The sequence below is a fragment of the Amycolatopsis orientalis DSM 40040 = KCTC 9412 genome (genome assembly GCF_000478275.1).
GTDB classification, from domain to species: Bacteria; Actinomycetota; Actinomycetes; order Mycobacteriales; family Pseudonocardiaceae; genus Amycolatopsis; species Amycolatopsis orientalis.
This window is the reverse complement of record NZ_ASJB01000093.1, coordinates 1-12,362: the sequence shown is the minus strand read 5'-3', so window position 1 is coordinate 12,362 and position 12,362 is coordinate 1. Positions and strand designations below refer to the sequence as shown.

11 protein-coding genes are annotated in these 12,362 nt (G+C 68.0%); all 11 read left to right on the top strand.

From position 1 onward, the window contains the following. Nucleotides 1-42: 42 nt before the first annotated feature. The 11 genes from L324_RS37550 to L324_RS37500 all read left to right on the top strand — a co-directional run bounded on the left by L324_RS37550 (nt 43) and on the right by L324_RS37500 (nt 12,296). Nucleotides 43-1,059, top strand: coding sequence for a glycosyltransferase family 2 protein (locus tag L324_RS37550; RefSeq protein WP_037320296.1), 1,017 nt, complete (start codon nt 43-45; stop codon nt 1,057-1,059). Then, nucleotides 1,056-2,363, top strand: a complete 1,308-nt coding sequence (locus tag L324_RS37545; protein WP_051174353.1) for a polysaccharide biosynthesis protein — start codon at nt 1,056-1,058, stop codon at nt 2,361-2,363. Before L324_RS37550 ends, L324_RS37545 begins: the two co-directional genes overlap by 4 nt. 73 nt (nt 2,364-2,436) lie before the next feature. Beyond that, nucleotides 2,437-4,407 carry a DUF6541 family protein gene (locus L324_RS37540; RefSeq protein ID WP_037320294.1) on the top strand — a complete coding sequence of 657 codons (1,971 nt, stop codon included), beginning with the start codon at nt 2,437-2,439 and terminating at the stop codon, nt 4,405-4,407. A 59-nt stretch (nt 4,408-4,466) separates the two neighbouring features. Continuing rightward, nucleotides 4,467-5,168 (top strand): glycosyltransferase family 2 protein, encoded by a 702-nt coding sequence (locus L324_RS37535; RefSeq protein WP_051174365.1) that lies wholly within the window; start codon nt 4,467-4,469, stop codon nt 5,166-5,168. Between the two features lie 12 nt (nt 5,169-5,180). After that, nucleotides 5,181-5,618, top strand: coding sequence for a DUF2304 domain-containing protein (locus L324_RS37530; protein WP_037320289.1), 438 nt, complete (start codon nt 5,181-5,183; stop codon nt 5,616-5,618). Between the two features lie 29 nt (nt 5,619-5,647). After that, on the top strand, nt 5,648-6,151 hold the full coding sequence (locus L324_RS37525) for a uridine kinase family protein (RefSeq protein ID WP_438938480.1): 504 nt from the start codon (nt 5,648-5,650) through the stop codon (nt 6,149-6,151). A gap of 335 nt (nt 6,152-6,486) precedes the next feature. Then, nucleotides 6,487-8,160, top strand: coding sequence for an ABC transporter substrate-binding protein (locus L324_RS37520; RefSeq protein WP_465328627.1), 1,674 nt, complete (start codon nt 6,487-6,489; stop codon nt 8,158-8,160). 85 nt (nt 8,161-8,245) lie between these two features. Next, nucleotides 8,246-9,247 (top strand): ABC transporter permease, encoded by a 1,002-nt coding sequence (locus L324_RS37515; protein ID WP_037320284.1) that lies wholly within the window; start codon nt 8,246-8,248, stop codon nt 9,245-9,247. Further along, a complete protein-coding gene (locus L324_RS37510; protein ID WP_037320282.1) occupies nt 9,244-10,179 on the top strand; it encodes an ABC transporter permease in 936 nt (311 codons plus the stop codon). The genes L324_RS37515 and L324_RS37510 overlap by 4 nt, the downstream gene beginning before the upstream one ends. Nucleotides 10,180-10,185: 6 nt before the next feature. After that, on the top strand, nt 10,186-11,181 hold the full coding sequence (locus L324_RS37505; RefSeq protein ID WP_037320279.1) for an ABC transporter ATP-binding protein: 996 nt from the start codon (nt 10,186-10,188) through the stop codon (nt 11,179-11,181). After that, nucleotides 11,178-12,296 (top strand): ABC transporter ATP-binding protein, encoded by a 1,119-nt coding sequence (locus tag L324_RS37500; protein ID WP_037320278.1) that lies wholly within the window; start codon nt 11,178-11,180, stop codon nt 12,294-12,296. The genes L324_RS37505 and L324_RS37500 overlap by 4 nt, the downstream gene beginning before the upstream one ends. Nucleotides 12,297-12,362: the final 66 nt, after the last annotated feature.

Below are 12,362 nucleotides of genomic sequence, written 5' to 3'. Positions count from 1 at the left end.
CCCGAAGGATACTGGTGGGCCGCGCAAGGTAGCCTCGCCGGGGTGAGTGCGAATTCGCTCCTCCCGGCCCTGTCCGTGGTGATCCCGGTCTACAACGAGCAGGACTGGATCGACCGCAGTGTCGGCGCCCTGATCGCGTCCGCGCAGGCGGCGAACTGGCCGGTCGAGGTCGTCGTGGTCGACGACGGCAGCACCGACGCGACGCCGGACAAGCTGGCCAGGCTGCAGGAGCTGTACGGGATCACCGTCCTCACCCAGCCCAACAGCGGCCGGTTCGAGGCACGCCGGGCGGGGATCGCGAAGGCGTCCGGACGGCAGATCCTGCTGCTCGACAGCCGCGTGATCGTGGACAGCGGTTCCCTCACCTTCCTCCGCGACCAGCTCGTGGACCATCCGGAGCGCACGGTGTGGAACGGTCACATCAACGTCGCGTCCGAACACAATCCGTACGCGGGATTCATGGCGGGTCTGGTCAAGATCCCGTGGCGCCGTTATTGCGCGAACCCGCGGTTGATGTCCTTCGGTATCGAAGAGTTCGACGTCTTCCCGAAAGGCACCGGATTCTTTTCCGCGCCCAAGGACGTTCTCGAGGATTCTTCCAACGCGTTCGAGTCGCTCTTCGAAGACGTCCGTTTCGCCAGTGACGACACCGGTGTTCTGCGCTGGATAGCCGAACGGCACCGCATCTTCCTCGCCCCGGAGTTCTCCGCGACCTACCACGGCCGCGATTCGTTCAAGAAGTTCATCGGGCAGTCCTATTTCCGCGGCACCACGTTCGTCGATTCGTATCTCGCGTCGCCCGGTCCCGCGCGCAACGGCCTGTTCGCCGCGATGGTCGTCGGCGTACTCGGACTCGGTGTCGCGGCGAAGCGGCCGAAGACCGCCGTCGCGCTGGCCGCCGCGGGTTCGACGGCCGCCGGGTTCGCGGTGACGAAGTTCGGCGCGACCAAGGCCGAGGCCAAGGCCGTCGCCCAGCTCACGCCCGTGTTCGCCGCCGGTTTCGGTGCCGGGGCACTTCGAGGCCTCTTCATGGCGCTGCGAGCCCGGCTGCGCCGATGAGCGGCACCGTGACCGACAACACCGGCGAGCAACTGGCCAAGGACACCGGGAAGTCCGCCGGCCGCATCGGCGTCTACCTGCTGATCGCGATCGCGCTCGGCTACGCCCTCACCGTCGTCTGGGGGCGGGTCCTCCCGCCGGAGGACAACGCCGTCCTGCTCTCCTTCTGGGGGGTCCTGATGGGACTGGGCGCCGCCCTGTCCCCGCTGGAACAGGAGATCTCCCGCCAGTCCGCGCACGCCGCGCTCGAAGGCCGCAAGGCCGGGCGCCCCGCGGTGGTCGCCTTCGTCACCAGCGTCGTCGCGGTCGCGGTGGCGGCCCTGTTCACGCTCATCCCCCCGGTGACCGACAAGGTCTACGGCGGCCAGTTCGCGCTCGCCGTGATCGTGCTCGCCGGCGGTCTTTCGTTCGCCTTCCAGTTCGCGGCGCGCGGCCTGCTCATCGGCCAGGACCACGTCCGGTCCTACTCGTGGCTGATCCTGGTCGAGGCGGCCGTGCGGATACTCGTGGTCGCCGCGCTGGTGGTCGCCGGGCTCACCCAGCTGTACTGGTTCGCCATCGCCGCCGCCACCGGCTCGTTCGCCTGGCTGCTCTTCGCCCGCGGCGCCGCCCGTCTGGTCGACCCCAAGCTCGACGCCGACGAGCCCGCGAAGCCGATCGTCACGAACATGCTGATGCTGCTCGCGGGCGCGGGGCTCACCGCGAGCGTCATCACCGGCTACCCGGCGCTGGTCAGCCTGCTCGCGCCCGGCGGCGACAAGGACAAGCTCGGCGTGCTCTTCCTGGCCCTGTTCGTGGCCAGGACGCCGTTGACGTTGATGGCGCCGGTCCAGGCGCTCGCGGTCCCGACCGTGGTGCGGCTGTCCAGCACCGAAGAGGGCAAGCACCGGCTGCGCAGGCTGCTCGCGCTCGGTTCGGCGGGCGCGCTGGCGCTCGCGGCCCTCGGCGCGCTGATCGGCTGGCTGATCGGCCCGTGGGTGGTCCGCCTGGTCTACGGCGCCAAGAACGACCCCGAGGCCTGGTGGATGGCCGGGCTGGTCTGGTCGTCGGTGCTGCTGGCCGCGATGCAGCTGCTCGCCGCCGTGCTGGTCGCGCAGGCCAAGGCCACGAAGGTGCTGATCACCTGGGCCGCCGTCGTCGTCGCGACCGCGCTGGTGCTGCTGTTCTTCCCCGGCGACACCGTCGTGCGCGCCGTGGTCGGCCTCGCCGCCGGACCGACCGTCGGGCTCCTGGTCGTGATGGCGTTCGTGGTGCGGGGCACCCCGGACACGGGCAACGCACGGCCGTCCGAAACGTCTCGGTAATGTGGCCGCGCCATCACGCGCCGCGAACCGGGGTGGTCTTCTTACGCCGAAGTAGGGTTGGACAGCGAATTCGATGAACGTTCTTTTGGTGTTACTGGCGTTCTGGCTGCCGGGGCTCGTCTTCGGTGCCGCGATCAGGCTGCGCGGCTGGACGCTCGCCGCGGCCGCCCCGCTGCTGACCTTCGGCCTCGTCGCGATCGGCATCCCGATCCTGGGTGGCCTGGGCATCCGCTGGTCGATGCTCAACGTCTCCCTGTGGGTCCTGCTCCTGTCCGTCGTCGGCTTCGGCGTCTCGTTCCTCGTGCTCCGCTTCACGGCGAAGCGTCACCCCGACTGGGCCGAGGACGAAGACGCCCCGAACCGGTCCCTGCGCGACCACCTGCTGATCGGTGCCGGTGTCGTCGTCGGCCTCGGCGTCGGCACGGTGACCTTCCTGCGCGGCTCGCACTCGCTGAACAACGTCCAGCAAGGCTGGGACGCGCCGTTCCACGGCAACCTGGTGCGCTGGATCGCCGAGCACGGCGACGCGCGCGCGTCGACGGTCGGCACCATCGCGAACCTGCCGAACCAGACCGACTACTTCTACCCGGACACCTATCACGCGCTGCTCGCCCTGGTCTTCGGCAAGGGCGGCCTGACGATGATGCCGACGCTGAACCTGGCGGCGCTCATGGTCGTGCTGACCGTCCCGGTCGGGGTCGCGGCCATGTGCCACGCCTGGCGGATGCCGGTCCTCGGGACCGCCGCCGCGGCGGCCGTGTCCACCTGGTTCACCGCGTTCCCGTACGACTCGCTGTGGCGCGGCCCGCTGTGGCCGTACGTCGCCGGGGTGGCGCTCGTGCCCGCGATGCTCGCGCTGGCCCGCCTGCTGCTCAAACCGCACGGCATCGCCGGGCCGGTCGCGATCGGCGTCGGCGTCGCCGGGCTGGCGGGGCTGCACACCAGCCTGATCTTCGTGATCATGGTCTATTTCCTGCTGATCCTGCTCGCGGTGCTGTTCCGCTTCGAGAAGATCGGCTGGCGCCGCAGCGCCGCCTCGCTGGTGGCCACGATCGGGCTGGCGGCCGTGCTCGGGCTGCCGACGGTCCTGCCCGCGCTCTACAACGCGGGCGGCGTGACCAGCGCGTACTGGGCGTCGGAGACCAGCGTGTCCGGCGCGCTCGGGCAGACCATCACGTTCTCGCCGATGGCGTCGTTCCCGCAGTGGTGGATCGGCATCCCGGCGATCATCGGGGTGTTCTTCCTGGTCCGGAACCGGCGGATGCTGTGGATGGTGGGCGCGTACGTCGTCCTCGGGGGCCTGTTCGCCGCGACGATCTCGCTGGAGACCCCGCTCATCCACACGCTGACCGGCCCGTTCTACAACGACCACTGGCGGCTCGGCGCGCTCGTGCCGCTGGCGGGCGCGGTCGCGTTCGGCGAGTTCGTGCACACCGCGTCGGGCAGGTTCGCCGAGAAGCTCGGCGAACGCAGGCCGAACCTGAACCCGTTCACCGCGGCCATCGCGGGCGCGCTGGTGATCGGCCTGGTGGTGACGCTGCTGAGCCGCGGCGGCTACATCGGCCGCAACTCGGCGCGGCTGGCGATGAACTACGGCGAGGGCCCGTCGGTCAGCAAGGGCGAGGAAGAGGCCTACGCCTGGCTCGGGCAGCACGTCGTCCCCGGCGAGCGCGTGATGAACGACAAGGCCGACGGCTCGGTGTGGATGTACGCCCTCGCGGGGGTCCAGCCCGTCGAGTGGACCAACTACGGCGCCGAGTTCACCACCAAGGCCGGCTGGCTCAGCGTGTTCCTGAACGACATCAACCGCGAGCCGCGCGTGCGGGCGGCGCTCACCGACCTCAAGGTACGGTACGTGCTCGTCGGCAAGGGCAAGGTGGCCCCCAACGCGCAGTCCGCGGTGGGTCTCCAGCGCCTCGACATCACTCCGGGTTTCAAGCGCGTCTTCCACAACTCCGACGCGTCGATCTACGAAATCGAAGGTCAGCAAGGTGTGGTCGCCGCAGGCGCCACCACCGGGTCCGACACCGCTCACGGCCAGTAAGAAGATAGAGTGATCCAGTGTCCAGTACGTCCGTGACCACCCGCCGGGTACTCATCGTGATGCCTGCCTTGAACGAGCAGGCCAGCGTCGGCGCGGTCATTTCCCAGGTCAAGCGGTCCTTGCCGGGCATGGACGTGCTGGTGGTCGATGACGGCTCTTCCGACGACACGGCCAAGCTCGCCCGTGCCGCGGGTGCGGAGGTGGCCCGCCTGTCGGTCAACCTCGGCGTCGGCGGGGCGATGCGCACCGGCTTCCGGTACGCGGCGGCCCGTGGCTACGACGTCGTCGTGCAGGTGGACGCGGACGGTCAGCACGACCCCGACGAGGTCGGCGCCCTGCTGGACGCGCTCGACGACGCCGACATCGCGATCGGCTCGCGGTTCGCGGGCAAGGGTTCGTACAAGGCCAGCGGCCCGCGGAAATACGCGATGGTCGTGCTCTCCCTCGTTTTCTCCCGGCTCGGGAAGACCAAGCTCACCGACGTGACCTCCGGGTTCAAGGCGATGGGCCCGAAGGCGATCAAACTGTTCGCCGCGTACTACCCGGCCGAATACCTCGGCGACACGGTCGAATCGCTGGTGCTGGCGATCCGCGCCGAACTGAAGATCAAGGAAATCCCGGTGATCATGCGGGAACGGGCGGGCGGGACGCCGAGCCATTCACCGGTGAAATCGGCCGTCTACCTCGGCCGCGCCGGACTCGCCCTGCTGCTGGCGCTGGTGCGCCGCCGCCCCGCCGTCGACTCGTCGGATTCGGCGTAAAAGGAGCTGATTATGGACGGCTGGCGCGTTCTCAGCATCGTCGTCGCCTGTCTGGTGCTGTTCGTCGTCCTCGAGATGATGCGGCGGCGGAAACTGCGCGAGAAGTACGCGGGTGTGTGGCTCGTCCTCGCCATCGGCGTGATGGTGCTCGCGCTCGTTCCGCAGGCCGCCGACTTCATGGCGCGGATAACCGGCGTGCAGACGCCGTCGAACTTCGTGTTCCTCTTGGCCGGTGTCGTGCTGGCGCTGGTCGCGTTGCATCTGTCGACCGAGGTCGGGCATCTCGAAGAAGAGGTCCGGACCTCTGTCGAGGAGATCGCGCTGCTCCGCTGCGAACTCGCCGACGCCCAGCGTGACCTGGAAGAACGCGTCGCCGCGCTGGAGGCCAAGACGGCGGCTCCCGACGACGCCAAAGGGCTCTCCGAAGTGAGTCCCGCACGCGCACGCTGATCGACGCCCTGCTGGCGGCCCCGCCGAGGCTGGGCGCCGTCCGCGTACTCGCCATCGACGGGCCGTCCGGCTCCGGGAAATCCACGCTGGCCGGGAAGATCGTCGCCGATCTCACCGGCCGCGGGGTCCGGGTCGCGCTGGTCAGCACGGACGACTTCGCCACCTGGGACGAACCCGTTTCGTGGTGGCCCCGCTGGGAAACCGGCGTGCTGGAGCCGCTGCGCGCGGGCGAACCGGGTGGCTACCGGCGGGTGGACTGGTCCACCGGCGTCCCTCGGCCGGGTGAAGAAGTCGAGATCGACGTCCCCGACGTCCTGGTGCTGGAAGGCGTTTCCAGTGGCAGGGCGCGGATCCGGCCGTCGTTGTCCCTCCTGGTCTGGCTGGACGGCGGAAGCGAGGCCGAGCGCCTCGACCGTGCCGTCGCCAGGGACGGTGCGGAGTCCCGGGCGGAACTGCGCCGATGGCAGCTGTTCGAACGTGGCTGGTTCACTGTCGACGGGACACGGCGGGCAGCGGATTACCGGATTTCCTGAGTCACGCGAGCGCGGATGCGGCCTTCGCGGACTTCGCCGAGTCGGGTGTTGTCCACTTTTGTCAGTCAACCATTGGGTGTAGTGGTGGACACCCATTTGTGTTAGTGACCCGGCACTCTACGCGTTAGTGGAGCAGAATTGATTACGCTCCGTCCGGAATTGTGGACACTTTGCGGTCGTATTGGCCTTCGCGTAGCGCGATCGTAACCTCACGTGCTTAAGTGCGGGCCGAGTTCCCGCTAGTGTCGGCGAGCACACCGATCGTCCGCGGAGTTCGAGTTTCCGACCGACCGGACGGTGACTAAAACACCGAAATTCTCCTCAAGGGGTGCCAGATGCAGCAACTGCGGGCGACCCGAGCGCGCCGTGTGGCCCTGATCGGGCTTGCCGGCGCACTCGCGGTTTCCATTTCCGCTTGTGCCGAGTCGAAGCGTGAAGAGGGCGCAGGAGGTGGCTCGGGAGGCACCATGGTCTTCGGCGCCGCCGGTAACCCGAAGACCTTCGACCCGCTGTTCAACGACGACGGTGAGACCTTCCGCATCATCCGCCAGATGATGGACACCCTGATCATGAACAAGCCGGGCACCGCGGACCTCGAGCCCGGCCTCGCGGAGAAGTGGGAAGGCAGCAACGACGGCAAGACGTGGACCTTCTCCCTCAAGAAGGGCGTCAAGTTCCACGACGGCACCCCGTTCAACGCCGAAGCGGTCTGCTTCAACTTCAACCGCATGTTCAACATGAAGGGCGCGGCGGCCCAGAGCCAGATGATCTACTACGGCGACGTCTTCGAGGGCTTCGCCAAGAACGAGGGTGACGCCTCCGGCGCCCCGGTGTTCAAGGACTGCCAGGTCAAGGACGAGTCGACCGCCGTCCTGAACCTGAACAAGGCCAAGGGCGCCTTCCCGGCGGCCTTCACGCTGCCGTCGTTCTCGATCCAGAGCCCGGACGCGCTGAAGAAGTACAACGCGGACCAGGTCACCCAGAGCGGTGACTCGTTCCAGTACCCCGAGTACGCGCTGAAGCACCCGACCGGCACCGGCCCGTTCAAGTTCGAGAGCTGGGACCAGGCCAAGGGTGAGATCACGCTGTCGAAGGCGACCGACTCGCCGACCCAGACGGCCAAGCTCGACAAGCTGGTCTTCAAGGTCATCCCGGACGAGAACGCCCGCAAGCAGGCGCTGAAGGCCGGCGACATCCAGGGCTACGACTACCCGTCGCCCGCGGACTACGGCCTGCTGCGCAACGACGGCGAGCAGGTGCTCATCCGCCCGTCGTTCAACATCCTGTACCTGGGCATCAACCAGAAGAACAACCCGAAGCTGAAGGACCTCAAGGTCCGCCAGGCGCTGGCCTACGGTCTCAACCGCGCCCAGTTCGTGAAGTCGAAGCTCCCCGAGGGCGCCGAGACCGCGACCCAGTTCGTGCCGAAGGCGATCGACGGCTACAACGAGAACGTCACCAAGTACGACTACAACCTTCAGAAGGCGAAAGACCTGCTGAAGGAAGCCGGCGCCGAGGGCATGACCCTGAAGTTCTACTACCCGACCGAGGTCACCCGGCCGTACATGCCGAACCCGGCCGACATCTTCACCTCGCTGTCCGAGGACATGAAGGCCATGGGCATCAAGGTCGAGCCGATCGCCAAGCCGTGGAACGGTGGCTACAAGGACGACGTGCAGAAGGCGGGCAAGCAGGACGTGCACCTGCTCGGCTGGACCGGTGACTACAACGACGCCGGTAACTTCGTCGGCACCTTCTTCGGCCGCGAGAAGCCGGAGTTCGGCTTCAACAACGCGGAGCTGTTCTCGGCCATTTCCGCCGCGGACGCCGCGCCCGCCGGTGAGGCGCACACCAAGGCGTACCAGGAAGTGAACCAGAAGATCATGGAGTACCTGCCCGCCATCCCGATCTCCTACGGCCCCCCGGCGATCGTCGTCGGCCCGAAGGTGAAGGGCCTGGTCGCCAGCCCGCTGACCGACGAGCGCTTCTACACCGTCACGGTCAACTGATCCACCACCACTAGTGGCTCAGGGGGTGGGTGCTACCGCGCCCACCCCCTGAAGTCCATCCCGGGCTGGCAACAAAGGAACGCACGTGCTCCGTTTTCTCGTGCGTCGGCTGCTACAAGCGATACCGACGCTCTTGATCCTGTCCATTTTGATCTTCGCCTGGCTCCGGTCCCTGCCCGGTGGCCCCGCCGGCGCCCTCCTGGGTGACAAGGCGACCCCGGAGAAGATCGCCGACCTGAACAAGCTTCTCGGCCTCGACGATCCGATCTTCGTCCAGTACTTCAAGTTCCTCGGCCGGGCCATCACCGGCGACTTCGGCAACTCGCTGGTCTCCGCCCAGCCGGTCATGTCGGAGATCGGGAACTTCCTTCCCGCCACCCTCGAGCTCGGCTTCTGTGCGATGCTCATCGCGGTGGGCCTCGGCATCCCGTTCGGCTACCTGGCCGCCCGCTTCCACGGCGGGGTCGTCGACAACGTCATCATCGTGCTCTCGCTGATCGGCGTCGCCGTGCCGGTGTTCTTCCTCGGCTACATGATGCAGGACGGGCTGGCCGCTCCGCTGGGACTTCCGTCGCAGGGCCGTCAGATGGCCGGGCTCGACGCCACCAGCGTCACCGGTTTCGCGGTCTTCGACGGCATCATCACCCAGGAATGGGACGCCGCCTGGGACGCGATCACCCACCTGATCCTGCCCGCGTTCGCGCTCGCCACCATCCCGCTCGCGGTGATCGTCCGGATCACCCGCGCGTCGGTGCTGGACGTGCAGAACGAGGACTTCATCCGCACCGCCAATTCGAAGGGCCTCACCCAGCCGGTCGTCCGGCGACGTCACGTGCTTCGCAACGGCCTGCTGCCGGTGGTCACCGTCATCGGCCTGCAGACCGGCGCGCTGCTCGGTGGCGCCGTGCTGACCGAGCGGGTGTTCAACTTCCGCGGCCTCGGTTTCCTGCTCGCCGAAGGCATCGAACGGCGTGACTACCCGCGCCTGCAAGCGCTGTTGCTGTTCGGCGCGCTGGTCTACGTGCTGGTGAACATGCTGGTCGACGTCTCGTACGGGCTCATCGACCCGAGGGTGCGTGTCCGATGAACACATTGCTGAACAAGAAGAAAGAGCCGATCGACAAGCTCGCCGCGACGTCGGCCAAGGGGCACAGCCTCGGCGGCGAGGCGATCCGCCGGATGCTGCGGAGCCCGGTGGCGATCACCGGCGGCGTGATCACCCTCCTGTTCCTGCTGCTGGCGATCCTGGCGCCGTTCATCGCGCCGAAGGACCCCTACGAGCGGTACCTGCAGAGCGAGGTCATCCTCGGCCAGGGCATCATCCCCGGCGCGCAGGCCGGTTTCCCGCTCGGTGTCGACGACTTCGGCCGCGACTACCTTTCGCGGCTGCTGGTCGGCGCGCAGAACACGCTGCTGGTCGGTGTGCTCGCGACGGTCATCGGCGTCGTGATCGGCATGATCATCGGCGGGCTCGCCGGCGCGTTCGGCGGCTGGGTCGACACGGTGCTGATGCGCCTCGTCGACGTCATGCTGTCGGTGCCGTCGCTGCTGCTGGCGATCTCGGTCGCCGCGCTGTTCCAGAAGCCGAGCCAGTGGACCGTGATCGTGGCCGTGTCGATGGTCGGCGTACCGATCTTCGCGCGCTTGCTGCGCGGTTCGATGCTCGCGCAGAGAAACAGCGACCACGTGCTCGCGGCGACGTCGCTCGGCGTCAAACGCGGGGCGATCGTGTTGCGGCATATGCTGCCCAACTCGCTCGGCCCGCTCATCGTGCAGGCCACGCTGACCCTGGCGACCGCGATCCTCGAGGCGGCGGCGCTGTCGTTCCTCGGTCTCGGCGACCCGGACCCGAACCGGGCGGAATGGGGCATCATGCTGAGCCGCAGCGCTCGGCAGTTCCTCGACATCCGCCCCGAGCTGGCGTACTACCCGGCCATCGCGATCATCATCGTCGCGCTCGGGTTCACGCTGCTCGGCGAGTCCTTGCGGGAAGCCCTCGATCCGAAGAACAGGCGGTGATTTCTGATGGCCCTCCTCGAAGTACGCGACCTCAAGGTCGTTTTCCAGCGGCGCGGTGAGAAGCCGTTCACCGCGGTGGACGAGGTCAGTTTCGACGTCGAACCCGGCCAGACGGTCGGTCTCGTCGGTGAATCCGGTTGCGGCAAGTCCGTGACCTCGCTGGCGATCATGCGGCTGCTCGCGAAACGCGGCAACCAGGTCAGCGGTTCGGTGTCGTTCGAAGGCACGGACCTGCTTCGCCTGTCGGACAAGGAGATGCGGGACCGCCGGGGCCGCGACCTCGGCATGGTGTTCCAGGACCCGCTGTCGTCGCTGAACCCGGTCATCCCGATCGGGCTGCAGATCACCGAGGTGCTGGAACGGCACCGCGGGATGTCGCGCAAGGCGGCGTCGGTGGAAGCGACGGAACTGCTGGACAAGGTCGGCATCCCCGACCCGTCGCGGCGGCTTTCCGAGTACCCGCACCAGCTTTCCGGCGGGATGCGGCAGCGCGCGCTGATCGCGATCGCGCTGGCCTGCCGTCCGCGGCTGCTCATCGCCGACGAGCCGACCACCGCGCTCGACGTGACGATCCAGGCGCAGATCCTCGCGCTGCTGCGCGAACTGGTGCAGGAGACCGGGACCGCGCTGATCATGATCACGCACGACCTCGGTGTCGTCGCCGGTCTCTGCGACGAGGTCAACGTGCTCTACGGCGGCAAGATCGTCGAGCGCGCGGAGCGGCACGCGCTGTTCGCCGAGCCGCGGCATCCGTACACGCACGGGCTGCTCGCCTCGATCCCGCGGCTCGACGCGGGCCGCGGCGAGAAACTGATCCCCATCAAGGGATCCGTATCCGACAACATCCCATGGGACGGCGGCTGCGCGTTCGCGCCCCGCTGCCCGAACGCTCTCGGCGTGTGCCGGGAGGTTTCACCGCAGCTGACCCCCGATCGCGGCGGGCTGCTGCGCTGCCACAACCCGGTGATCCCGGCCGTGGCCGCACGAGGAGGGGCCCGATGACGTCAGTGGTACCGCGACAGGAAGTGCTCCTGGAGGTCAACGACCTCAAGGTGCACTTCCCGATCAAGCGCGGCATCGTGTTCGACAAGACGGTCGGGCACGTGTACGCCGTCGACGGCGTCGACCTGGCCATCCGCAAGGGGGAAACCTACGGCCTGGTCGGGGAATCCGGTTGCGGGAAGTCCACTTTGGGCAGGGCGATCCTCCGGCTGACCGAGCTGACGAACGGCAACGTCATCTTCGACGGCACGGACGTCGCCGGGCTCAGCGGCGAGGACCTGCGCAAGGCGCGCCGCCGGATGCAGATGATCTTCCAGGACCCGATGTCCAGTTTGGACCCTCGGCAGTCGGTGGAATCCATTCTGCTGGAAGGGATGAAGGCGCACGGCCTCGACAAGGACAAGGACGCGACGGCCAAGCGGCTGCGCGAACTCCTCGCCGCCGTCGGCCTTCCCGAGTCTTCGCTGCGGAAGTACCCGCACGAGTTCTCGGGTGGTCAGCGTCAGCGCATCGGTATCGCCCGGGCACTGGCCGTCGAGCCGGATCTGATCGTCGCCGACGAACCGGTGTCCGCGCTGGACGTCTCGGTGCAGGCGCAGGTGGTCAACCTGCTGGAGGACCTGCAGGAGAAACTCGGCCTGACGTATCTGGTGATCGCGCACGACCTCGCGGTGGTGCGGCACATCTCCGACCGCATCGGCGTGATGTACCTCGGCTCGCTGGTCGAAGAGGCCGACGCCGACACGCTGTACGAGAACCCGCTGCACCCGTACACGCGGGCGCTGCTCTCGGCGATCCCGGTGCCGGACCCGACGGTGGAGGACAGCCGGGAGCAGATCCTGCTCGCCGGTGACCTGCCCTCGCCGGCGCGGCCGCCGTCCGGCTGCCGGTTCCACACGCGGTGCCCGTGGAAGCAGCAGAGCCTGTGCGACACCGACCGCCCGCAGCTGCGGGAGATCGGCGCGGGACACCGGGTGGCGTGCCACTACGCGGAGGACATCCGCGACGGGCGGATCAGGCCGCACGAGGTCAAGGCGGAACTCGTCGAGGCCGGGGAACTGAACCCCGACATCGGCGGACTGCCCGACGTCGGCTCGGCCGCCGAAATCCTCTAGTTCGTTGAAGCGCGTGAAGGCCCCCTTCCCTCGGCTCAGCCGAGGGAAGGGGGCCTTCACGCGCTG